General features: G+C 60.7%; 19 protein-coding genes. 14 read left to right on the top strand and 5 right to left on the bottom strand.

Translation table 11 applies throughout. The features are described from left to right. Positions 1-217: 217 nt before the first annotated feature. The 8 genes from argC (at position 218) to PTZ19_RS08115 (ending at position 9,254) form a co-directional block, all read left to right on the top strand. Positions 218-1,270: an N-acetyl-gamma-glutamyl-phosphate reductase gene (gene argC / locus PTZ19_RS08080; RefSeq protein ID WP_276353630.1), complete on the top strand. Its 1,053-nt coding sequence runs from the start codon at positions 218-220 to the stop codon at positions 1,268-1,270. A 34-nt stretch (positions 1,271-1,304) separates the two neighbouring features. Then, positions 1,305-2,540 (top strand): bifunctional glutamate N-acetyltransferase/amino-acid acetyltransferase ArgJ, encoded by a 1,236-nt coding sequence (argJ, locus tag PTZ19_RS08085; protein ID WP_276353631.1) that lies wholly within the window; start codon positions 1,305-1,307, stop codon positions 2,538-2,540. A 14-nt stretch (positions 2,541-2,554) separates the two neighbouring features. Continuing rightward, positions 2,555-3,340 carry an acetylglutamate kinase gene (argB, locus tag PTZ19_RS08090; RefSeq protein ID WP_276353632.1) on the top strand — a complete coding sequence of 262 codons (786 nt, stop codon included), beginning with the start codon at positions 2,555-2,557 and terminating at the stop codon, positions 3,338-3,340. Between the two features lie 74 nt (positions 3,341-3,414). After that, a complete protein-coding gene (locus tag PTZ19_RS08095; protein WP_276353633.1) occupies positions 3,415-4,602 on the top strand; it encodes an acetylornithine transaminase in 1,188 nt (395 codons plus the stop codon). 17 nt (positions 4,603-4,619) lie between these two features. After that, positions 4,620-5,579 carry an ornithine carbamoyltransferase gene (gene argF, locus PTZ19_RS08100; protein ID WP_276353634.1) on the top strand — a complete coding sequence of 320 codons (960 nt, stop codon included), beginning with the start codon at positions 4,620-4,622 and terminating at the stop codon, positions 5,577-5,579. 45 nt (positions 5,580-5,624) lie between these two features. Beyond that, positions 5,625-6,863 carry an argininosuccinate synthase gene (locus PTZ19_RS08105; RefSeq protein ID WP_276353635.1) on the top strand — a complete coding sequence of 413 codons (1,239 nt, stop codon included), beginning with the start codon at positions 5,625-5,627 and terminating at the stop codon, positions 6,861-6,863. Between the two features lie 19 nt (positions 6,864-6,882). Beyond that, complete coding sequence (gene argH, locus PTZ19_RS08110) at positions 6,883-8,298, top strand: argininosuccinate lyase (RefSeq protein WP_276353637.1); 1,416 nt, start codon at positions 6,883-6,885, stop codon at positions 8,296-8,298. A 290-nt stretch (positions 8,299-8,588) separates the two neighbouring features. Further along, positions 8,589-9,254, top strand: coding sequence for a PDDEXK family nuclease (locus tag PTZ19_RS08115; protein WP_276353638.1), 666 nt, complete (start codon positions 8,589-8,591; stop codon positions 9,252-9,254). 492 nt (positions 9,255-9,746) lie between these two features. On the opposite strand, the gene PTZ19_RS08120 is transcribed toward PTZ19_RS08115, so the two are convergent. Further along, positions 9,747-11,210: a VanW family protein gene (locus PTZ19_RS08120; protein ID WP_276353639.1), complete on the bottom strand. Its 1,464-nt coding sequence runs from the start codon at positions 11,208-11,210 to the stop codon at positions 9,747-9,749. Between the two features lie 246 nt (positions 11,211-11,456). Here PTZ19_RS08120 and ftsE point away from each other — a divergent pair, with 246 nt between their 5' ends. The 5 genes from ftsE (at position 11,457) to PTZ19_RS08145 (ending at position 17,573) form a co-directional block, all read left to right on the top strand. Continuing rightward, complete coding sequence (gene ftsE, locus PTZ19_RS08125; protein ID WP_276353640.1) at positions 11,457-12,143, top strand: cell division ATP-binding protein FtsE; 687 nt, start codon at positions 11,457-11,459, stop codon at positions 12,141-12,143. Beyond that, positions 12,133-13,050, top strand: coding sequence for a permease-like cell division protein FtsX (gene ftsX / locus PTZ19_RS08130; protein ID WP_276353641.1), 918 nt, complete (start codon positions 12,133-12,135; stop codon positions 13,048-13,050). Before ftsE ends, ftsX begins: the two co-directional genes overlap by 11 nt. A gap of 33 nt (positions 13,051-13,083) precedes the next feature. After that, positions 13,084-14,268, top strand: a complete 1,185-nt coding sequence (locus PTZ19_RS08135; protein ID WP_276353642.1) for a murein hydrolase activator EnvC family protein — start codon at positions 13,084-13,086, stop codon at positions 14,266-14,268. Between the two features lie 195 nt (positions 14,269-14,463). Further along, positions 14,464-15,936, top strand: a complete 1,473-nt coding sequence (locus tag PTZ19_RS08140) for a S41 family peptidase (RefSeq protein ID WP_276353643.1) — start codon at positions 14,464-14,466, stop codon at positions 15,934-15,936. Between the two features lie 143 nt (positions 15,937-16,079). Beyond that, on the top strand, positions 16,080-17,573 hold the full coding sequence (locus tag PTZ19_RS08145) for a PDZ domain-containing protein (RefSeq protein ID WP_276353644.1): 1,494 nt from the start codon (positions 16,080-16,082) through the stop codon (positions 17,571-17,573). A 581-nt stretch (positions 17,574-18,154) separates the two neighbouring features. Here the strand turns inward: PTZ19_RS08145 and PTZ19_RS08150 are convergent. The 4 genes from PTZ19_RS08150 to PTZ19_RS08165 all read right to left on the bottom strand — a co-directional run bounded on the left by PTZ19_RS08150 (position 18,155) and on the right by PTZ19_RS08165 (position 21,539). Further along, positions 18,155-18,835, bottom strand: a complete 681-nt coding sequence (locus PTZ19_RS08150) for an SdpI family protein (protein ID WP_276353645.1) — start codon at positions 18,833-18,835, stop codon at positions 18,155-18,157. 5 nt (positions 18,836-18,840) lie between these two features. Continuing rightward, a complete protein-coding gene (locus PTZ19_RS08155; protein ID WP_276353646.1) occupies positions 18,841-19,113 on the bottom strand; it encodes an autorepressor SdpR family transcription factor in 273 nt (90 codons plus the stop codon). Between the two features lie 206 nt (positions 19,114-19,319). Continuing rightward, positions 19,320-20,447: a TFIIB-type zinc ribbon-containing protein gene (locus PTZ19_RS08160; protein WP_276353647.1), complete on the bottom strand. Its 1,128-nt coding sequence runs from the start codon at positions 20,445-20,447 to the stop codon at positions 19,320-19,322. Between the two features lie 6 nt (positions 20,448-20,453). Further along, a complete protein-coding gene (locus tag PTZ19_RS08165; protein WP_276353649.1) occupies positions 20,454-21,539 on the bottom strand; it encodes an SPFH domain-containing protein in 1,086 nt (361 codons plus the stop codon). A gap of 521 nt (positions 21,540-22,060) precedes the next feature. On the opposite strand from PTZ19_RS08165, the gene uvrB reads away from it, so the two are divergent. Further along, positions 22,061-24,064 carry an excinuclease ABC subunit UvrB gene (uvrB, locus tag PTZ19_RS08170; protein WP_276353650.1) on the top strand — a complete coding sequence of 668 codons (2,004 nt, stop codon included), beginning with the start codon at positions 22,061-22,063 and terminating at the stop codon, positions 24,062-24,064. The last annotated feature ends 36 nt before the right edge of the window (positions 24,065-24,100 follow it).

Here is a 24,100-nt window from a genome sequence, read left to right on the forward strand (position 1 = left end):
CTACGCTTCCCGCGTAGGAGCTTTTTTTGTATTTTCATTGCATAAATACAACATGGGATGTATAATGATGCATATTCTTCAAGTGGGAACGGCGCACCGGATTCATGCTTTCCATCCGCTTGGCAATCCGTTACAATGAGAAGGGCTTGGCGAGCGTGATGCCAGGCTTTTGAGACGTTTTTTATGCAAAGTTAGGTTTGCATGGGAGGGATCCGGGATGAACCAATCCCCTATACGCGCGGCTATCGTCGGCTCGACCGGCTACGGCGGCGTGGAACTCATTCGACTTTTACAATCGCATCCGAACGTAACCGTCACCTCGGTGATTTCGTCCTCGCAAGCCGGGGCTCCGATCGCCGAAGGTTTTCCCCATTTGACCGAAATCCGCACCGACCTCCTGGACGATGTCGATCCGGAACAGATTCGCGCCAAAGCCGATGTCGTGTTCCTCGCGACGCCGCACGGAGTCAGCATGAAGCTGGCGCCGGATTTCCTGGCCGCCGGACTGAAAGTAATCGACCTGTCCGGTGATTTCCGACTGAAGAACGGCGAAGCGTACCGGGAATGGTACAAACACGAGCCGGCGCCGCAAGCGGACGTCGACCGGGCCGTATATGGTTTGTGCGAGGTGTTCGGTGACGAAGTCGCAGGCCGCGATTTTATTTCCAATCCGGGCTGCTACGCCACGACCGCGTCTCTCGGACTTTACCCGGCCGTTCAGGCGGGCTGGATCGATCCGGACAGCATCATCATCGACGCCAAATCCGGCGTGTCCGGCGCGGGCCGGGGCTTAAGCCTGGGCAACCATTTTTCCGAGATCAACGAGAACTTCAAAGCTTATAAAATCAACAAACACCAGCACACGCCGGAGATCGAGCAGACGCTGTCGCGGGCCGCGGGCCGTCCGGTGACCCTCACGTTTACGCCGCACATGGTCCCGATGACCCGGGGCATCATGTGCACGACGTACGCGACGATGACGGAGCCACGCTCGGATGCCGATTTCGCGGAACTGTACCGCAAGTTTTACGAAGGCCGGCCGTTCGTTCGGGTTCGCCCGGCGGGCCAATGGCCGGCGACGAAGGAAGTATGGGGCTCGAACTATTGCGACATCGGGTTCTCGGCGGACCGGCGCACGAAGCGGATCACGATCGTTTCCGTCACCGACAACCTCGTCAAAGGCGCGGCCGGCCAGGCGATCCAGAACCTGAACCTCATGATGGGCTGGGACGAGACGCTGGGGTTGCGCTTTACGCCGGCTTATCCGTAACTATTTCGAATTTTGAGGAGACCTGACATCCGAAATGGGCAAACCATCCTTGTACGATATCGTCCCGGACGGGGGCGTCACGCTGCCCCAAGGCTTTAAGGCCGGCGGCTTGCATTGCGGATTGAAAAAAACGGACCGGCACGACTTGGGCGTCATTTGGTGCGAGACCGAGGCGGCTGCGGCGGCCGTGTATACGACGAATTTGTTCCAGGCGGCCCCGCTGGCGGTCACCAAGGAAAGCTTGGCCGTCTCGCGGGGGACATTGCGCGCCGTCATCGTCAACAGCGGCAACGCCAACGCCTGCACGGGCCGTCAAGGCGAGCTCGACGCGCTGGAAATGCGCTCCCGGCTGGCCGACCGACTAGGCGTGCCGCACCATCACGTCGCGGTCGCGTCCACGGGCGTCATCGGAGAGCTGCTGAAAATGGACCGCGTGCGCGCGGGCATTGATCAACTGCCGGGACGGCTCCGAAGCGACGAGGCGGGGAGCGACGATTTCTGCCAGGCGATCCTGACGACCGACCTGGTGAAGAAAACGTCCTGCGTGCGGCTCACCGTCGAGGGCCGAACGGTCACGATCGCGGGCGCGGCCAAAGGCTCCGGCATGATCCATCCGAACATGGCCACGATGCTCGGCTTCGTGACGACCGACGCGGCGATCAGTCCGGAATTGCTGCACGGGCTGCTGCGCGAAGTCACCGACGTGACCTTCAACATGATTACGGTCGACGGCGACACGAGCACGAACGACATGCTGGTCGCGATGGCGAGCGGGCTGGCGGGCCACGGACAGCTGACGCGCGAGCACCCGGATTTCCCGGCGTTCGCCGACGGTTTCCGCCATGTGTGCGCCGAGCTGGCGAAGGCGATCGCCCGCGACGGCGAAGGCGCCACCAAGCTGATCGAGACGCTCGTAACGGGAGCGGTGAGCGACGACGCGGCCCGCGCGATCGCCAAGACGATCATCGGCTCGAGCCTCGTGAAATCGGCGGCGTTCGGAGCGGACGCCAACTGGGGACGGATCATCGCCGCCGTCGGCCGCGCCGGTCAGCCGGTGAACGTGTCGACGGTCGACATCCGCCTCGGGGACATTCTCGTGCTGGAGCAGTCCCGGCCGATTCCTTTCGACGAGGATGTTGCGCTGGAATATTTGAAAGGCGATACCGTCGTCATCCGCGTCGACCTCCACATGGGCGAAGGGCGCGCGGTCGCCTGGGGCTGCGACCTCACCTACGATTACGTGCGGATCAACGCCGCTTATCGGACGTAAGGGGACTTCCGGATATGAAAACTTTCGTGATGAAATGCGGGGGGAGCACGCTTGCGGCGCTTCCCGACGCTTTTTTCGGGGATTTGCGGGACCTGCAGGAGAGCGGCGTTCGCCCGGTCATCGTGCACGGCGGCGGACCGGCCATCAACGAGACGCTCGGCAAACTGGGCATCGAGAGCCGGTTCGTGAACGGGCTGCGGGTGACGGACGAAGCGACGCTGGACGTCGTGGAAATGGTGCTTGCCGGACGGATCAACAAGGAGATCGTGCGGCGGCTGCAGCAGAACGGGGCGAAGGCGGTCGGCTTGTCCGGTACGGACGGCAGGCTGATCGAAGCCCAGCCGGTCGCCAATCACGCGGAGGTCGGGCTGGTCGGCGACGTAACCGGCGTGAACGCAGGGCTCGTCGAAGGCGTCATGGCGCTCGGCTATATGCCCGTCATCGCGCCGATCGGCATCGACGCTGCCGGTCAGCGGTACAACATCAACGCGGATACGGCGGCGGGCGCGGTGGCCTCGCATCTGGGCGCAGGCACGATGATCGTCGTGACCGACGTGCCGGGCATCCTGCGGACGGTGGACGGCGAGAAGGTCGTGCTTCCGCAGGTTACGTTCGCGCAGATCGAAGAGATGATCGCGAGCGGGGAAATTTACGGCGGCATGATCCCGAAGGTGCGGGCCGCCATGAACTGCCTGCACGGCAACGTGCGGGAGGTGCTGATCGTAGACGGCGCGGCGGAGCGCGTGCTCAGCCGGGCGGTGCGCGAGGGCGGCCTCGGCACGCGGATCGTTCGGGAGTAAGCAGGCTGGTGCACGCCGGAAATCAATGGCGGACTTCGTTTCCGCCGATCCTATGGAAACAAGGAGCGTGAACGATGATGAGCGAAAGCGCGTTGTTCCCCACCTATGCCCGTTTCCCCATTACGTTGGTGAAAGGGAAGGGCAGCCGCCTCTGGGACGACCAAGGCAAGCAATACCTCGATTTCATGACCGGTCTGGCGGTCACCAACCTCGGCCATGCGCCGGAAGCGGTCAAACAAGCGCTGGTGAAGCAGCTGGATGAGCTGTGGCACATGTCCAACCTGTTTTCGAACCCGAATCAGGAAAAAGCGGCACGACTGCTTGTCGACAACAGCTGTGCTGACAAAGTGTTCTTCTGCAACAGCGGCGCGGACGCCAACGAGGCCGCCATCAAGCTGGCCCGCCGTTACCACCAGAAAGTGCGCGAGGAATACCGCTACGAAGTGATCACGTTCACCCAGTCGTTCCACGGCCGCACGCTCGCGACGCTGACGGCGACCGGCCAGGACAAGGTGAGGGAAGGCTTCCTGCCGCTGCCGGAAGGCTTCGTCCACGTCCCGCTGCACGACGTGCCGGCACTGGAAGCGGCGATTAACGAACGGACCGCCGCGATCATGCTCGAGCTCGTGCAGGCCGAGGGCGGCGTCATCCCGGTCGATCCGGAATTCCTGCGCCAGGTACGCCAATTGTGCGACAAGCACGGCCTGCTGCTGATCCTCGACGAAGTGCAGACCGGCATGGGCCGGACCGGCAAGCTGTTCGCGTACCAGCATTACGACGTCGAGCCGGACGTGTTCACGCTCGCCAAAGGGCTCGGCAGCGGCTTCCCCGTCGGGGCCATGCTGGCGAAACTGCCTTATGCGGAGGCCTTCACGCCAGGCTCGCATGCGACGACGTTCGGCGGCACGCCGATCGCGATGTCGGCCGTCATCGCCACGGTCGAAACGATGCTGAAAGACCGGGTGCCGGAAAAGGCGGCAGAAGCCGCAGAGTACCTCATGAGCCGGCTTCAGGCTGCTTTGAACGGTGTGCCGGGCATCGTCGGCATCCGCGGTAAAGGGCTGCTCGTCGGCATCGTTTGCGACGAGCCGGCGGCCGAAGCGATCGCCGAGCTGCATCGCCGCGGCTTGCTCGTCGTACCGGCCGGACCGAACGTCATCCGTTTGCTGCCGAACCTGCTCGTTACCCATGAGGAGATCGACGAGGCGGTGGGCCTGATCGGCGCGGTGCTGACCGAGCGCGCCGCCGCGAAGCAAGCATAAAAAGGGGAGGGTTCGCCATGGCGATTGCCGCGAACAAGGAAGAATTGGCGGCCCAGCTGAAGGGCCGAGATTTCCTCGAATTGCTGGATTACACGCCGGAAGAGATCCGCTATTTGCTGGATCTGGCGATCGAATTGAAACGCAAGCAGAAAGCAGGGGAAGTTTACCAGCCGTTGAAAGGCAAAACCCTCGGCATGATTTTCGAAAAGTCGTCGACGCGCACCCGGGTTTCGTTTGAGGTCGGCATGTTCCAATTGGGCGGCCATGCGCTGTTCCTGAGCAAGAACGACATCCAGATGGGCCGCGGCGAACCGATCCGCGACACCGCCCAAGTCATGTCCCGCTATCTGGACGGCATGATCATTCGGACGTTCGGCCACCGCAACGTGGTGGAGCTGGCGCGGAACTCTACGATCCCGGTCATCAACGCGCTTTCCGACCAGTCGCATCCCTGCCAGGTGATGGCCGATTACCAGACGGCGCTGGAGAAGAAGGGCCGGCTGGAAGGCCTGAAGGTCGCCTACATCGGCGACGGCAACAACATGGCGCACTCGCTCATGATCGGGGCGGGCAAGCTGGGGATGCATTTTGCGAGCGCGTCTCCGGAAGGCTACGATCCGGATCCCGAAATCGTCAAGCTGACGAAGGAAATCGCCTCGGAAACCGGCTCCCGCATCGACATTCTCCGCGATCCGCGCGAGGCCATCGAGAATGCGGACATCGTCTATACGGACGTATGGGCGAGCATGGGATTCGAAGAGGAACAGAAACAACGCGAAAAGGCGTTCGCCAACTATCAGGTCAACGAGGCTCTCGCGAAGTACGCGAAATCCGATTATCTGTTCATGCACTGCCTGCCCGCCCACCGCGGGGAAGAGGTATCGGAAGGGGTTATCGACGGGCCGCACTCCGTCATTTTCGACGAAGCCGAAAACCGACTCCACGCGCAGAAAGCGATCATGGCCGCCATCATGTAGGGCCAATGTCCAACCATTTTTGAGGAAGCAGGGGGAACCACCGTCATGGCCAAAGAAAAAATCGTCCTGGCATACTCCGGCGGTCTCGACACGTCCGTTATCCTGACGTGGCTGAAAGAGACCTACGATGCCGAAATCATCACGTTCACCGCCGACATCGGGCAGAAGGAAGAACTCGACGGGCTGGAAGAGAAAGCGAAAAAGACCGGCGCCTCCAAAGTGTACATCGACGACCTGCGCGCCGAATTCGCCAAAGACTTCATTTTCCCGATGTTCCAAGCCGGTGCCCTGTATGAAGGGCAGTATTTGCTCGGCACCAGCATCGCGCGTCCGCTGATCGCCAAGCGGATGGTCGAGATCGCCCGCGCGGAAGGCGCGACCGCCATCGCGCACGGCGCTACCGGCAAAGGCAACGACCAGGTGCGTTTCGAGCTGACCGCCGCCGCGCTCGCGCCGGACATCAAGGTCATCGCGCCGTGGCGCAACGAGGCATTCCGCGAGGCATTCCCTGGCCGCGCCGAAATGATCGCCTACGCCGAGAAGCACGGCATCCCGGTTCAAGCATCCGCCTCGAAGCCGTATTCGATGGACCGCAACCTGCTGCACATCAGTTTCGAAAGCGGAATGCTCGAGGATCCGTGGTTCGACTCCAGCGCGGAGGACGTGCAGGACATGTACGTGCTGTCCGTCTCGCCGGAGAAAGCGCCGGATCAAGCCGAATACGTGGAGCTCGATTTCGAAGCCGGCAACTGCGTGGCGATTAACGGAGAGAAGCTTTCTCCGCTGGCCGTCATGGAAAAGCTGAACGAGCTCGGCGGCAAACACGGCATCGGCCGCGTCGACATGGTGGAGAACCGTTTCGTCGGCATGAAGAGCCGCGGCGTGTACGAAACCCCGGGCGGCACGATCCTGTTCACCGCCCACCGCAAAATGGAATCGATCACGATGGACCGCGAAGTCATGCACCTGCGCGACTCGCTCATTTCCAAATACAGCTCGCTCGTTTACAACGGCTTCTGGTTCGCTCCGGAACGCCTGGCCATTCAGGCGCTCGTGACCGAGAGCCAGAAGAACGTGACCGGCACGGTCCGCCTGAAGCTGTACAAGGGCAACATCATGGCTGCCGGCGTCAAAAGCCCGGTCAGCTTGTACAACCCGAACATCGCCACGATGGAAGCGGACCCGACGCAAGCTTACGACCAAGGGGACGCCACCGGCTTCATCCGCCTGAACGCGCTGCGTCTTAAGGTATCTTCCGGCGTAAACGGCGCATCGGGCGTTTAAGGAAGGCAGGGGCGTTCAAATGAGCAAGCTGTGGGGCGGCCGGTTCACGAAGCAGACGAACCAGCTGGTAGAGGAATATACGGCATCGATCACGTTCGACAAGGAGCTCGCCGAGGAGGACATCCAGGGCAGCCTGGCGCACGTGACGATGCTGGGGCAATGCGGCATTCTCCCCGCGGAGGACGTCGAGAAGATCAAGGACGGGCTGCTCAAGGTGCAGCAGCGCATCCGCCGCGGCGAACACGAATTCCTCGTCGGCGACGAGGACATCCACATGAGCGTCGAGAAGGCGCTCATCGAGGAGATCGGGCCCGTCGGGGGCAAGCTGCATACCGGACGCAGCCGGAACGACCAAGTGGCGACCGACATGCACTTGTACCTGCGCAAGCGGGTCGTCGAGTTCGTCGAGCTGCTGCGGAAGCTGCAGGAAGCGCTGATCGCGCAGGCGAAGGCGAACATGGACACGATCCTGCCGGGGTACACGCACCTGCAGCGGGCGCAGCCGATCCTGTTCGCGCATCACCTGATGGCTTACGTGTCCATGTTCGGACGCGACATGGAGCGCCTGCAAGACAGCTACAAGCGGGTGGATATCCTGCCGCTCGGCGCGGGGGCGCTGGCCGGCACGACGTTCGCGATCGACCGCCTGTTCACCGCGAAGCAGCTGAACTTCGGTCGCGTGTACGAAAATTCGCTGGACGCCGTCAGCGACCGCGACTTCATCGTGGAGTTCCTGGCGAACGCCTCGCTGATCATGGCGCACCTGTCGCGGCTGAGCGAAGAGTTGATCCTGTGGTCGAGCACGGAGTTCCAGTTCGTCGAGCTGGATGACGCGTTCTGCACCGGCTCGAGCATTATGCCGCAAAAGAAGAATCCCGACGTGCCGGAGCTTGTCCGCGGCAAGACGGGGCGCGTGTACGGCAACCTGGTCGGCCTGCTGACCGTGCTCAAGTCGCTGCCGCTCGCCTACAACAAGGACATGCAGGAAGACAAGGAAGGCATGTTCGACACGGTGAAGACGCTGCAGGGCGCTTTGCGGTTGTTCGCGCCGATGATCGAGACGATGAAGGTCCGCACGGACAAAATGCGCCGCGCCGTCGACCAGGACTTCTCGAACGCGACGGACATCGCCGATTTCCTCGCCGCGAAGGGCCTTCCGTTCCGCCAAGCGCACGAGGTTATCGGGAAAACGGTGCTGTACTGCATCCAGAACGGCAAGTTCCTGCTGGACCTGACGCTGGACGAGTTCAAGCAGTTCTCGCCGCTGTTCGACGAAACGATCTATCAAGTGCTGCAGCCGGAGAACGTCGTGAACGCCCGCAGCGTTTACGGCGGCACCGCGACCGCGCAAGTCGCCGCCGCCATCGGGCGGGCCGAGGCCGATCTGGCCGCGACGGCCGGCTGGGTCGCCGAGTACGAGGCGAAAAGCCGGTAAATCGGCAGCGTGCGAACCGATGATGAACGGTGACGAAGAACGTCCCGATCCATCCCATGAGATGGATCCGGGACGTTTTTTGCGTTTAGTGGCTTCACGCACCAACACCGCACCAACACCGCACCCGACACTTATTTGACACTCATCCGACACTCATCCAAACATCAACTAGACCCCGCCATAACGGAATGAACAAAACGCCGAACGCAGCACCGCCCGCCAACTTCACACATGACTGTACTCTGCGTCGGGTTTCCGTAGAAATCCCATATCCATAAGGAGGAACAAACATGAATTTCGAACAAGCACACGAGAACTGGATTTACGAACATTTGAAAAAAAGAAAAGGGGAGCGGCGGGGACGATTGGAGCGCGGGCATGGCCATAGTGATCAATTATTTGCAAGAAATGTTTGGTGGCGGCTGAAAGGAAATTTTAACAACCTGCACCCTGAGTACGAAGTGCTGGATTGGCGCGGGAGACCCTATTTTGCGGATTTCGCTTATATCCTCGGTTACTATCTGCGGTTGCTGATCGAGATCAAAGACTTCGGCTCACACGTAAGGGAGAAAGACCGCCAGGGACATTGCAATGAATGCAACCGAGAAACGTTTCTTACCGGGCTGGGTTATACCGTGATATCGTTCGCCTATGACGACGTGAAGGAAAGACCTGAACTTTGCGCCAACATGCTGCGACTGGTGTTGAGCCGGTTCGAGTCGAACGCCGGCCCCGCCGATCGCGCAAAGGTGTTCGAGCAAGAGATTATCCGGCTTTCCTTCACGTTATCCGGGGAAATCCGGCCTTTGGATGTGACTCGGCATCTGAAAATCAATACGAGAACCGCGGTCCGGTATCTCCAGTCTTTGTGCTTACAAGGCTGGCTGGCCCCGGTAAAACCGGACGGAGCGCAAAGGGTGCTTCGTTACCGCCTGGTCAGAGGCATCGTCGACTAATGATGCGTTTCGAACCGGAATTCGTTTGACATCCAAGGCATGTTGCACGAACCAATCTTCCAGCTCAGGACCTTGTGAACGAAAGGCTGAAATACAGTTAAGAAAGCATTGCATTGTGTGAATTTGGGGGAATAACAACCAAAATACAATTAATTCAGCGGTCTTATGGAAGATTGGACGGGGTTCTGGAAAAATAATTGTATTTTGGTCTTTAGATCGTCGAAGATGGGTGTCGGATAAGAAATTAGATGTATTTTGGCATTTAATTTGTAGTCGGTCGGAGTTCACATTGTCTCCTCAGACCATCCCGACCAAGTGGGCTGAGCCGACGAGCTGAGCGACACGAGCCCATCGCTGCCTATTTTGGCAGCGTGGTGTCACGCCGACACTGCCGCGGATCGGCGCCCAGCTCCACGTCGTCTCAGCGGGTTCGCGCCTACATGAAGGCTGCCACACGATATCTCGGCAGCTCGGAAGGAATCAGCCCGAATCTCACATCGGCTCCACGGGACCTTCCCGCCCCGAAGGCGGCGGGGTCGTGTCCAGCGGCTTCAGCCGCGGATCGGCGGGGTTGACCGCGATGAGCTCCTCCTGCGCCCGGTAGGTGGAGCGGGGAAGGCGCTCGCGAGAAACCTCCCGGCCGTTCACCAGCTTGATGCGGTACGTGTCCACGACATAGCCCGGCTCGCCCTGCTGCAGCACCTTATCCTCGCCCGGCGCGACCGATTCGTTGCCGACATACTTCACCTTCGGCGGCACCACTTGCTGCGTTTTCGTCTCCAACCGGTACGATACCGACTCGTCCATTGTCCCGAACAGCTTTACCGTCACGTGCTTGTCGTGCACGACGGTGCGGATCAGCAACTGCTTGCCGGTCGAATTGCGGAACCGGAAATTGACGAAACCGTCGGCGAACGTGGCGTCGAGCCCCGGCGGCAGGTAGTGGACGATGAGCGAATGGTTGCGGCGCTCCACCACTTCGAGTCCTGCCTGCAGGATCGCGTTGTACAGCGTGCTCGACACCTGGCAGATCCCGCCCCCGATGCCCGGCGTCAGCTTGCCTTGCACGATGACCGGGGCTTCTTGGTAACCGTACTCCCGATCCGCTTTCCGCACGATTTTCCCGTATTCGAACACCTCGTCCGGCATCAGCAGCGTTTCGTTCAGCGCCATCGCCGCGGCCGTAACGTTGTGGGAACGCCCGGCCCCGCTCGTTTCGAACGACGTCGTGAACTCGGCGATTTTCCGCTCGATGCCTTCCGCCTTCAAGGAAGCGACGGTCACGCGCGGAACGACCTTGGCCACGGGCAGTTTCAAGCTGCGCCGCTTCCCGGCATCGGGGTCCGCCAGCGAGCCGGGCTTCAGCTCACGAACCTTCGAGATCAGAGCGGGAACATCCACTTTCGCTCCCATCGCTTCCGCCGTATAGACCACCCGGTCATCTTCCGTGATTGCTCTTGCCGCGTCCTTGGGTTCCACGGAAACAGCCGAGCCCCATTTCTCCCGGACCTCGCGTTCCAGCACGGCTTCGTCCCATGCCGCCGTAAAAGCGTACGATCCGCCTTTCATCCCGAACACGCGGCCCCTCAGTTTCTCCCACCAGCCGCGGTCTCGAAATTCCTCCAACGCCTGGATTCCCTCATCGGCCTGCACCTGCAGTCCCAAATCCTTCATCGTCAGCACCGGCAGCTTGCCGCCGCCGCGTCCCGCTCCCGACCCGTCCGCCGCCGTCCCCGGCCTAACGGCTTCGACCTCGGCATTTTCCATGACGGCCAAGCGTCCGCGCACAAGCGCCAGGGCCTCAGACGCCGTCCGGCCTTCCAACGATAGCCCGCCCACCGCGAAACCGGCGGGAAGACGGTCTTCCCCTCCGTATGCGTACGCTGCGGCCGCGGTGCCTCCGCCCGCCGTCACCAGCAGCAGGACCGCCGCGCCGAACAGCCAGCCTTTTCGCATCCCGTCCCCTCCGTTTCTCGTGCGCTGCGCAACCCGCCAGCTCTTTTTATATATATTTTCCTTCCTCCGATTCGCTTTCCGCGAGAATGAGAAATTTTTAAACATTTACCGGATCCTGCTCGCACCAACGGTTCCGGGGCGCGGAAAATGCCGGAAAAAACGTCAAAAAGGTCGACAAATAAAGGATTTTACGGCATGATGTCGAAGTAGCTAAAGTCGGAAATCCGAACAGGAAGTGATATTCGAGTGATCGAGATGCATGACATCTGGAAGACATATCCCGACGGTACGGTCGCCCTGCAAGGCATCAACGTCGTCATCGACCGCAACGAATTCGTCTACGTCGTCGGCCCTTCCGGCGCCGGCAAATCGACCTTCATGAAGCTTATTTACCGCGAGGAGGTGCCCAGCAAAGGGCAAATCTCCGTGAACGGTTTCAATATCGGCAAGCTGAAACAGCGCAAAATCCCGTACGTTCGGCGCAACATCGGCGTTATTTTCCAGGATTATCGGCTGCTTCCGAAGCTCACCGCATACGAGAACGTGGCCTTCGCCATGGAGGTCATCGAAGCGCCCCGGCGCACCATCAAGCGCCGCACGATGGAGGTGCTTGAACTCGTCGGCCTGAAGCACAAGGCGAACAGCCTGCCGGCCCAGCTCTCGGGAGGCGAGCAGCAGCGCGTCGCCATCGCCCGCGCGATCGTGAACAGCCCGGCGGTCATCGTGGCGGACGAGCCCACCGGCAACCTCGATCCCGAGACGTCCTGGGGGATCATGAAGCTGCTCGAAGAAATCAATTTCCGCGGCACCACCATCGTCATGGCCACCCACAACAAGGAAATCGTGAACACGATGCGCAAGCGCGTCATCGCCATCGAAAAGGGCAGCATCGTGCGCGACCAGCAGAGAGGGGAATACGGCTATGAGATTTAGCACCGTTGCCCGCCATTTGCGGGAAGGCGGCAAAAACGTGGCGCGCAACGGCTGGATGAGCTTTGCTTCGATCGGGTCCATCGCGATCTCGCTGTTTATTTTGGGCGTTTTCATGCTTCTGGCATTCAACGTGAACAAGCTGGCGGATCAGCTCGACAACCAGGTGCAGATCCGGGTGTACCTGAAGCTGGACCTCGGCCGGCCGAAGATCGAAGAGGTCAGCCGAACGATCCGCCGGATTCAGGAGCTTAAAAGCGTAACCTTCGTCTCCAAGGAAGAAGGACTCAAGCGGCTCCGCGACAGCATGGGTGAAGAAGGGAAAGCCGCGCTCGAAGGCTACGACAACGAAACGAACCCGCTGCCGGACGCTTTCGACATCGAAGTGTACGAGCCCCAGACGATCTCCTACGCCGCGAAGCAAATCCAGGCGATCAACGACACCGACCCGGACAAGCCGATCATGGCCGTCAAATACGGCGCCGGCACGGTCGAGAAGCTGTTCAAGATCACCAACGCGGTGCGCAATATCGGCTTGTTCATCGTGCTGCTCCTGGCCGTCATGGCGATGTTCCTCATCTCCACGACCATTAAGACGACGATCGTGGCCAGAAGGCGGGAAATTTCGATCATGAAAATGGTCGGAGCCACCAACAGCTTCATCCGCTGGCCGTTCTTCATCGAAGGGGCGCTGATCGGGCTCATCGGCTCCGGCGTGACGTCGGCGGTACTGCTGTTCGGCTACTCGGAGCTGATCACGACCACGGAACAGGACATCGGCTTGTACATGATCCAGCTCGCCTCGGTGAACGAAGTCGGCTGGTACGTGGCCGGAACGGTGTTGATCCTGGGGACGATCCTGGGCATATGGGGAAGCACGATTTCGGTACGCAAATATTTGAAGGTATAAAATCATTCGGCAACCGTCGGAAGGAGGATCCCGTTGAAACGCAAAATCATCCTGGTTCTCGCGGTCGCCCTGGGCGCCGCCATGATCGTGCAGCCGATGGGCGGCAACGCGGCTTCGAGCCAGCTGGACAAAATCAACAAGCAAATCAAACAGCTGCAACAGGAAATGAACCAAAAGGCCGAGCTCAAGAAACAGGCGGAGAAGAACGCCGAATCCTTCAAGAGTCAGAAGCAAGCGACCAAAGAAGAAATCGACGCGCTTGTTAAGCAGATCGACCAAGTCGGCACGAAGCTGGCCCAAACCCAGGACCAGGTCGAGCAGACCGAGGAGAAGCTGCGGCAGACCGGCCTGGAGCTCGAGGATGCGATTCAGCGGGAACAGTCGACGAGCGGCAAGCTGGATAACCGGGTCCGCCTGATGTATACGAACGGGGCCGTTTCCTACCTGGACGTCCTCCTCAGCGCGACCAACTTTACGGATTTCATCAGCCGGTTCGATCAGTTCCAGTCGATCACCACTTCGACGAAGGAACTGCTGGAAGACCAGAAGGCCGCGAGGGCGCTGGTCGAACAGAAACAAGCGCAGGTAACTCAGGAACTAGAAGAGGTTAAAACGCTGTATGAGCAAGTGGCCAACCAGAAGGCGGATTTGGAGACCAAAGAAAGCCAGAAAGAAGCGATGGTCGCCAAGCTGAGCCAGCAGATCGAGGACTCGGAGGAAATCAGCGAGGAGTCCGAGAAGGAATTGATGGAGCTGGCGAAGAAGATGTCCAAGCTCCAAGCCGAGAAAAACAAAATCCAAAATCCCTATAAAGGCGGAGCGCTCGGCATGCCGCTGAAAGCGAGCTACCGGCTCAGCTCTCCGTTCGGCTACCGGATCCACCCCATCACCGGCGTGAAGAAGCTGCACACCGGGATGGACATGGCCGTCGCGCAGGGCACGCCGATCTACGCGGCGGAAGCCGGCGTGGTCATCGTCGCCCAATGGTGGAGCGGCTACGGCAACTGCATCATCATCGACCACGGCGGCGGGTTGTGGACGCTGTACGGCCACATCAAAAACGGCGGCATTCTCGTCAATAAAGGCGATACCGTCAAAAAGGGCCAGAAAATCGCCCTCGTCGGCTCCACCGGCCAAGCGACCGGACCCCACCTGCACTTCGAGGTGCGGAAGAACTCCGAGCCCGTCAATCCGGCTCCTTACTTGAAATCCAAATAACGAAGAGGACAGGACGACCGCCGTTCGACTCCCCCGCAACGACGCGATCCAGCGTGGTTCGGGAGCCGGCGGCGGTTTTCGCATGAGCGGGGCGACGGATGCCGGAAGCGGCGGCCGCGGACGGCCCCTTGCCCGGATAACCCGGACCGTCCTGTCATACGCTAGGAAGAGTTTGGTCAGAAGGAAGTGAAGGTCGTGTGGTTACGGGGTAGAACCGTAGCGTCCCTCATGGTGCTTACGGCCGTCGCCGCCGGAGCGGCGGTGTGGGGCGCGGTCCAGACCGGTCTGCTGCTGCCGGACGAGAATGTCCCCGTGCTGTCCGTGGACGGCGATGAACCGGGCAACGGTCTCCGGCAGGATGAGCTGGATAAGCTGAATAAAACGCTGGACTTGATCGGCGGCCAATACTTGCTCCCGATCGAACGGAAGCAGCTGATCGACGGCGCCCTTGAAGGCATGGTCGAGGCGCTTGGGGATCCGTACTCGGTCTACCTGTCCAGCGAAGAAGCCGCGAAATTCACGGACACGACGGAAGGCGCCTTCACGGGCATCGGGGCCGATTTGAAAAAGGAGAACGACCTGATCGTCGTCGACGCTCCGCTAAGGGGTTCGCCGGCGGAACGGGCGGGTTTGCAGCCGCATGACGTGATCCTCATGGTGAACGGTGAAAGCCTGCAGGGTTTGACGCTTAGCGAGGCCGTGGCCAAAATCCGCGGGCCGAAGGGTACGAAAGCCAAGCTGAAGGTGCTGCGGGCCGGCGCCAAAGCGCCTTTGGAGCTGGAGCTGGTGAGGGACCGGATCCCCGTGGAGACGGTGAAATCCGAGCTGGATTCCGCAGGCATCGGAAGGCTGACCATTACCCAATTCACGGCGAACACGCCGGCGGAAACGGCGAATGAGCTGAAAGCCATGGAAGCGAAGGGATTAAAAGCGCTCATCGTCGACGTGCGGAACAATCCCGGGGGCATGACGAACTCCGTTCAGAAAATCGCCAGCCTGCTCATCCCGCAAGGGAAGACGATCGTGCAGTACGAATATCGCGACGGGCGCAGGAAAGCGGAAACCTCGAATGGTTCCGAGGAAGGAAAACCGTACCCCATCTTCGTCCTGATGAACAAGAGCAGCGCCAGCTCCGCGGAGATTTTGGCCGGCGCGCTCAAGCAATCCGCGGGCGCGGTGCTGGTCGGGGAGACCACCTTCGGCAAAGGGACCGTGCAGATCAACAACAACGACGAGCTGGGGGATGGCAGCCTGGTGAAGCTCACGGCGTACAAATGGCTGCTGCCCGACGGCACCTGGATCCACCACAAAGGCTTAACGCCGGATATGACGGTCGTGCAGCCGGAATATTGGCTGGCCTACAAGCTGCCGCGGGATCGGGTGCTGAAGCGGGACGACACGGGCGAAGACGTGAAAAACCTGCAGCTGATCCTGGAAGGCGTCGGGGTTCCGGCCGACCGCAAGGACGGTTACTTCAGCGACGCCACCGAGCGGGCGCTCAAGACGTTCCAATCCCGCGAGCGGCTTCCCGTAACGGGACAGTTGGACGAGAAGACCGCGGACGGGCTGGAAGAGGCGCTTTACTCCGAGTTGCAGAAGCCGGAAAACGACACGCAGCTGCAAGCGGCCTTGGAGAAAGCGCGGGAATCGATTGGAAAACGCGAATAAGAAGCGGCGGGAGGAATTCGCGGTCCCGCCGTCGAATACTTTAGGAGGTTGGACTGGCACGGCGGAGACGCCCGCGTCCTATGGCGGCGGATCCGAAGGTGCCGGCGTCAACTCCTTTTTTTTCGGGGAAGGAAGAGAGCGGAATGGAAGCGTTGCTGAGCGGGTTGCGCGAGGCGGGACAAGCGGTGGTGCAAATGCTGTCCTTGCCCTACTTCTATATCGCGTTATTGCTGGTCTGGTGGCACGAGGCCCAAACGGTCAAGCTCCAGCGGAAGCTGTTCCACGTCCGGATGCGGGGCTCGCTGTCCGTCGCGCTAATGCGCTTGGGAGCGGGCATGTTGGCCGGGATCGGCCTGTCGATCGCCGGCTTCGGCGCCGGATCGGCTTTGACGCCGGAGACGCTGCTATGCGTATGGGCGGCGATGGTGCTGCTTGTCCTGTTCCGTTTTCGGTTTATTTGCTTGGCATATGCAGCCGGCTTGTTGGGCGTTCTGCAAGCGGTGCTGAACGCGGTGCCCGTCCCCGACGGCCTGGACGGGGCGGGACTTGCGGTTTGGAATGCGATTCAAGGAATCGACGTGCCGGGTCTTCTGTTCCTGGCGGGGTTGCTTCATATCGCGGAGGGGCTGCTCGTCCGTCTGCAAGGCGCGAAGACGGCATTTCCGCTGTTTCTGGAAGGGAAGCGGGGGAAGCCGATCGGCGCGCACGCCCTTTCCGGGGTATGGCCGATTCCGCTGCTGTGGCTCGTTCCCGCATCGGGTACGGACGGCTTCGCGCTGCCGTGGACTCCGCTTTTCGGGGGCGACGGCGACTCGGCGGCCCTGTGGTCGCTCATCGCGTTCCCCGTGGTGATCGGCTTCAGCGACCGTACCGAGACCTACTGGCCGGAGCAGAAGGCGAAGGATTCCGGTAACCGCCTGATCGTCTTCGGCGTGATTTTGGCGGCGCTCTCCGCGGGGGCCGTTTATTGGCCGCCGCTGGCCGCGGCCGCTTCCGTCGCGGCGCTGGTCCTGCATGAAGGGTTGCTGTGGATCAGCCGGCTCGGCGAGGCCGGGCGCCAGCCGCTGTACGTCCAAGACGGGACGGGCGTCCGGATTTTGGCGGTGCTGCCGGGTTCGCCGGCGGCGGAGATGGGGCTGATGGCCGGTGAAACGATCCGCAAAGCGAACGGAGCCGCCACCCGGACCAAAGAGGAGCTGCATGCCGCCCTTCAGCGCCAATCGGCCTTCTCCAAGATGGAGGTGGCCAACCGCGAAGGTCACCTGAAGTTTCCGCAAAGAGCCCGCTATGCCGGGGAGCACCATCAGCTCGGCCTGATCCTCGCGCCGGACGAGGAAGCTGATTTCGTGGCGGCCGCCCGCCCGGGCTCGATCTGGCAAATGCTCCGGAACGCGGGCGCCCGCAAGCGGGGCGGCCCGGCGCTTGCGGAGTTCGGCGCCGCCGGACCGGAGCAGGCGGCCTCGGTCGACGGCGTAGGCTCGCAGGAAGCGGCCAACGAGTCTGCGGCGCTTCCGCTTGACCCGGACAACGTCCCTGCGGAGCCGACCGCCGGACCCGCCCAGCCGTCCGGAGCTGCAAGCGGCCCGGCGCAGGCGGATCAGGGGCTGCCGCCCCGCCGATCCAGGAAGCCGGGATAAGGCAGTCTTCAACGTGTACGCATGAAGACGCGAAGGACCTCAACTTCCACGGCAACGCGGAGGTAGAGGTCCTCTTTGCTTGGGGAAACTCGGGTTTGTACGGGCTCATTAAATCACACACCGGGATTTTTGGGATCGCTCCATGGGTCCTCGGGGAGAGGATTCGAGCGGTTCGCAGCGGGGGCGACGCACAAGTTATGATTTTGGGCAATAACTTCTCCGCGAGCAAAGTCTCCTTCTCCGGATTGTTGCTTTGAAGCAATAACTCGGCCCTCTTGGGGCTGCGGGCTTAGGAAAATCGCCGTTTTATTGCTCGAACGCAATAATTCGTCATTGGCCAAAGGGGGAATGGCCGTTTTATTGCCTTTAAGCCATAACTCCCATGGGACGACGGGGGTGAGGGGTCGCCGATGCATGAAAATCGAAGCCGCCACTAGAACCATTCCTATGGGGCCTGCGGGAAAACGAGGCGTCAAGCTCAGATGAACACGGTAACAAAACGAAACGGCCCGGCCGGAGGAAACCCGGTCGGGCCGTTAGGGCCGGCAGCACTCTGCGCGGCACCCGCCTATCCCGGTAGATCAGCGGCGTTTCGCGTACAGCAGATAAGAATAAAGCGTCGGGATCAGCGCGCTGACCAGCACGGCCGCGATCAAGACGACCGCCGCAACATAAGTGCCCGTAAACCCGGCCGCAGCCAACATGACGAGCCCGGCAACGAACCATAGACGGCCGGCGAGACGGTGCGTCATTTTCCAATTATGTTCGTCCGTCAGCGTCCAAGGGGTGCGGATCCCGAACGTGAAGTTGCTGCGGACCTGGCCGAGCCGGTTCCCGATGATCAGCCAAAGCACCCCGAACCAGCCGGTCAGCAGGCGGATCACCGGAACATCCCAGCCCAGGTTTTGGAAGATCATCATCAGCACGACGCCCAGCATGAATAGGGACAGCGCCCAGCGGAGAAGCTCGAAGAAGCCTTCGAATTTCTCGTAATTTTGCGATTTCGGATCGATCATCCGGGTGACCTTGAGCAGAAAAGGCAGCAAAATCAGCAGCGCTGCGTTCATCAGCCAAAATCCCCATTTCGGCATCGTCCCGTCTTGTTCGCCTTGCAAGTTGTAATGACTGCCGACGGGATCGGGCAGCCGATCGTTGAATACCGCCCACAGGATGAGAAACGCCGCAGCGTTGAAAACGAGCAACAGCCAGTCGTTCCGGCTCCAGGCATTCTTGCGGATGTTTTCGTGTTCTTTCGCGCTCATGAGGCTCATTCCCCTTTCCCTTTCGTTCCGATCATGCCGAGAAACCAACCCATCGCTTCCTGAATCACGGTCAGATTCAGGGAGTAGACGATATTCTGGCCTTGCCTCTCGTCCTGTACCAGCCGGGCTTGCTTGAGCAGGTTGAGATGGTGCGAAATGCTCGGCTTGGATATCGTAAAATGGTCGGCGATTTCGCCGGCGGTCAGGTCGCGGTCTTTCAGCAGCTGGATGATTTGGCGGCGGGTCGGATCCGACAAAGCTTTGAAGGCGTCGTTCATCCTCGCACCCTCCTTTTCCGCGCGGTAGCTGGCAGCGATCCGGGTTTGTGCCATGCGCGCGCCGTATATTCGATAATTAGATAATATTCTAAATATCAAATGAATGTCAAGGACGAGTGCCGAGCTGCGGATGTCTTTCTGCTGATGCAACGGCCATAAAAAAACCGCCCGGCCTCGGAAGGCGGGCGGTTCGGCAGGCGAAACGTTCAGCTGCCTGAATATTGACCCCATAAAGCAAGCGCGACCATCGCCGCCGCCAGGCAACCCAGCACGAAAAACGTGATTTTGACGGCGCTGCGGGGGACCCGGCCGGACACCGTGCCGGTCTGGCCGTTCACCATGTAGCGATAGGTTTTGGTTTTATACGCATATGCGGCATTCCAAACGGGGAGCAGGAGATGCTTGTACGTCACGTCATTGTAGTGGGTGCGGATGTTCAAATTGCGGATCTCGTCTCCGCCGATCTCACGGCGAATCTCGTGATCCAGCACCGAGGCTGCTTGATGCCGCGCGGCTTGCCAGCCCTGGCTCCGGGAGACGGAATAACGCTCGGCGACGAATCCGCTCAAATATTCGGGGCGATAGCCCGTCAGCTTGCGGAGATCGAAATCGCCCAGCTTCTCCAGCAAGCCCTGGTCGTAGTGTCCGGACGCCGGAATCAGGATGTCGTCGAAGCCCCGGTCGTAATCGCCGTTGGTCCAATGCCACACCGTGTACCTTTCCTGCTCGGTGTACGTCTCGGTTTTCCCGTTGACGACGCGGGTCCGGGTGACCGTCCGGTAATGGTATACGCCCACCTCGGCCGAGTAGACGGAATACGTATTCGTGTCGAACGTCCAATACGGAACGTAGATGCCGGTCAGTCGGGAAGCGGGATCCTGTTTCTTGAAATCGTTCGGCAAAAACCACCTTTTGCGTTTCCATTTTTTGAACTGCTCGATGGCTTCGGCCTGCGATATCTGAAACGGAATGACCGACTCCGGGCGGATGCTGCCGGGATTCCCTTGGGGCAGCACCTTGGGGGAACCGCAGAACGCGCACAGCGTCGCCGTCTGCCCTGCCGGAATCAGGCTTTCCCCTCCGCAGCTTTCGCAATGGATGGCCTGCTGCTCCGTACCCCAGTCGGTGAGGGCGGCGTCCTCCTCGCCTTCATCTTCCAGCGCGTGCTCCTCCGGCTGCCCCGGCATTCGGTCGATGGCCTGCTCAGCTCCGCAGTACTGGCATTTCAGCGCCTGCGCGTCCGCGTCGAACCGCATCGGCCCCCCGCAGCCTCCGCAGGGAAAACTAGCGGCCGCCTCCTTCGCCAGCGCTTCGGCTTGCGCGTTCTCCGCCATCGCCGGTTACGCCTTCGTTCCGCATCCGGAACAGAATTTGGCGCCGGGGGACAGCTCGCTGCCGCACTCCGAGCAAAATTTCTTCGCCGGGCGGGGGGCTCCGCATTCCGGGCAGAACTTCTGGCTCGGCAGCAAGCCGTGCCCGCATTGCGCGCAGGCGACCGTGGTCTCGGAGGCTGCAGCCGCTCCGCCGCCGCTCGCCGCGGCACCCGCTCCGGCCCCGCCTTGCGGCGCCGCCGGGTTCATCGCTTGGGCGAACATTTGGCCCATCGCCATGCCGGCGCCCAGGCCGGCGCCGGTTCCGGCCACGCCGCCGTCCGGGTTGTTCGCCGCGTCGCGGATCGCTTCCGCCGCTTGGAATTTCATATACTGGTCGAGATTGCCCGCGATGTTCATCGACGATTTGCGGTCGATCATCCGCTCGACTTCTTCCGGCAGCGACAAGTTCTCGATCGTCAGCGCGGTGAGCGAGAGGCCCATCGCCTCGAACTTGGGCTGCAGCTTTTCCACGGCTTGGCCGCCCAATTCGTCGTAGGAACTGGAGAGGTCGGCGACGGGAATTTTCGTCTCGCCCAGCAGGTCGCTCAGGCCGGAGACGATGAGGCTTTTGAGGTAGCCCGTGATGCTTTCCGTGGAGAAGTCCCGCTTCGTTCCGAAAATCTCTTTCAGGAAGACGGCCGGATCCTTCACCTTTACCGCATACACGCCGAATCCGCGCAGCCGGATCATGCCGAACTCCGGATCCCGCATGATGACGGGGTTCGTCGTGCCCCATTTCAGGTCGGTGAAATTCGCCGTGTTGACGAAGTAGACGTCCGCCTTGAACGGCGAATTGAACATGTGCTTCCACGCGCGAAGCGCGGTCAGAACCGGCAAGTTCTGCGTGCTAAGCTCGTAGCGTCCCGGTCCGAACACGTCGGCGATCTGCCCCTCGTTCAGGAAAATCGCCGCCTGCGATTCGCGGACCGTCAGCTGCGCGCCCATTTTGATCGCGTTGTCGTACGCCGGGAACTTGTGCACCATGACGCCCGTGTCGTCGATCCACTCGATGACCTCGATGAACTGTCCTTTAATGAACGAAAAAAGTCCCATCGGAAACCTCCCGGAAAAGAATGGTTTTCCAAACGCTCCATGCGGTTACACTCAATCATACGTGCAGATGAGACGGTTCGATCACCGAATCGCGCAAACGCGGATCTCGGCGCTGTCGTGCACCGCCGCGCAGGAGGTTACGAGATTTAGCGGACTTGCCGTCTCCCGCCGTCGGTTTCTCAAATTATATCAAAATTTGCCGGATGCTTGAATCGGCATGAAAGAGAGCACACATGTTCCGCCTAGCGGCGAGTTAAGAAACTTCTTCCTCATCAGCCTAAGAAAACCTGCGGCAGTCGAGGAGTTAAGAAACTTTCTTCCTCAACTTGTCCTGATTTCTTGCGCACTTTGCGGAGCGCCCTAGAGCAGCGGGGGCATCCCTCATTCTTTTTTGACTCGCAATTGGCAAAACGGTATAATGAATGGGAACACACATTCGCGATTTCAGTCCTTCATTCATACAAAAGTTTCGTTCGATCAGGCAAGCGGCGGCTTGCGGAAATGGAGGGTTTCCACGACCCATGGAGCATGCGAATCTGCTCGACAAGAAGTTCAAGCTCGTCTCGGAATACGCCCCGCAGGGGGACCAGCCGGAAGCGATCCGGCAGCTCGCCGAAGGGGTGACGGCAGGCAAGCGGCACCAGACGCTGCTGGGCGCCACCGGTACGGGCAAAACGTTCACCATCGCGCAAACGATCGCCAAGGTCAACAAGCCGACGCTCGTCATCGCGCACAACAAGACGCTGGCGGCGCAGCTGTGCAGCGAATTCCAGGAGTTTTTCCCGGAGAACGCGGTCACTTACTTCGTCAGCTATTACGATTACTATCAGCCGGAGGCGTATATCCCGTCCTCGGACACCTATATCGAGAAAGATTCCAGCATCAACGAGGAAATCGACAAGCTGCGCCACAGCGCCACGTCCTCGCTGTTCGAGCGCCGGGACGTCATCATCGTGGCGAGCGTTTCCTGCATCTATGGCTTGGGTTCCCCGGAAGAGTACCGCGACCTGCGGCTCAGCCTCCGGGTCGGCATGGAGAAGCCGCGCAACGCGATTCTTCATAAGCTGGTCGACATCCAATACCAGCGCAACGACCTCAACTTCGTGCGCGGCACGTTCCGGGTGCGGGGAGACGTCGTCGAGATTTTCCCGGCATCGCACGGGGAACGGGCGATCCGCGTCGAACTGTTCGGCGACGAGATCGAACGGATCACGGAAATCGACGTCCTGACGGGCGAAATCGTCGGGGAACGGGATCACGTGTCCATCTTCCCGGCATCCCACTTCGTGACGGCGGAAGAAAGAATGAAGCGGGCTCTCGTGAATATCGAAAGAGAGCTGGAGGAACGGCTGGCGGAGCTGCGGGAGGCGGGCAAACTGCTGGAAGCGCAGCGGCTCGAGCAGCGCACCCGTTACGACCTGGAAATGATGGCCGAAATGGGCTTCTGCTCCGGCATCGAGAACTATTCCGGTCCCCTCACGTTCCGGGAGCGGGGAGCGACGCCCTATACGCTGTTCGATTTCTTCCCGGACGATTTCCTCGTCGTGATCGACGAGTCCCACGTGACGATCCCGCAGATCCGGGCCATGTACAACGGCGACCGCGCGCGCAAGGAAGTGCTGGTGGAGCACGGCTTCCGCCTGCCGTCCGCGTTGGACAACCGGCCGCTCAAGTTCGAAGAGTTCGAACAGAAGGCGAAGCAGTTGATCTACGTGTCCGCGACGCCGGGCCCGTACGAGCTGGAGCATACCCCGGAGGTGGTGCAGCAGATCATCCGTCCGACGGGTCTGCTCGATCCGATCATCGAGGTCCGCCCGACGAAGGGACAGATCGACGACCTGCTCGGAGAGATCCGCGTGCGCATCGCCAAGGACGAGCGCGTGCTCGTGACGACGCTGACGAAGAAAATGGCCGAGGACCTCACGGATTATTTGAAGGACGTCGGCATTAAAGTTCAATATTTGCACTCCGACGTGAAAACGTTGGAACGGATGGCGATCCTGCGCGACCTCCGGCTCGGCACGTTCGACGTGCTGGTCGGCATCAACCTGCTGCGCGAAGGCCTCGACCTTCCGGAAGTGTCGCTGGTGGCCATCCTCGACGCGGATAAGGAAGGGTTCCTGCGCTCGGAACGCTCGCTGATCCAGACGATCGGCCGCGCCGCCCGGAACGCGGACGGCCATGTCATCATGTACGGGGACCAGGTCACGGAATCGATGGAGAAGGCGATCGGCGAGACGAGGCGGCGCCGCTCCATCCAGGAGGCCTACAACGAGAAGCACGGCATTACGCCGCAGACGATCCAGAAGAAAGTGCGCGACGTCATCGAGGCGACCAAAGTCGCGGAACAGAAGGCCGGCTATTTGACCGGCGCGGAGAACCTGCAGAAGCTGTCGAAGAAAGAACGCCAATCGATGATCGAACGCCTGGAGCACGAGATGAAGGATGCGGCCAAAAACCTGCAATTCGAGCGGGCGGCGGAGCTTCGGGACGCGCTGCTGGAGCTCAAGGCGAGTTTCGGTTAACCCGCAGCGTTCGCGTGTCCGGCTGCGCGCGGTTTG

The sequence above is a fragment of the Cohnella caldifontis genome, from assembly GCF_029360585.1.
In the GTDB taxonomy this organism is placed as follows: domain Bacteria; phylum Bacillota; class Bacilli; order Paenibacillales; family Paenibacillaceae; genus Cohnella; species Cohnella caldifontis.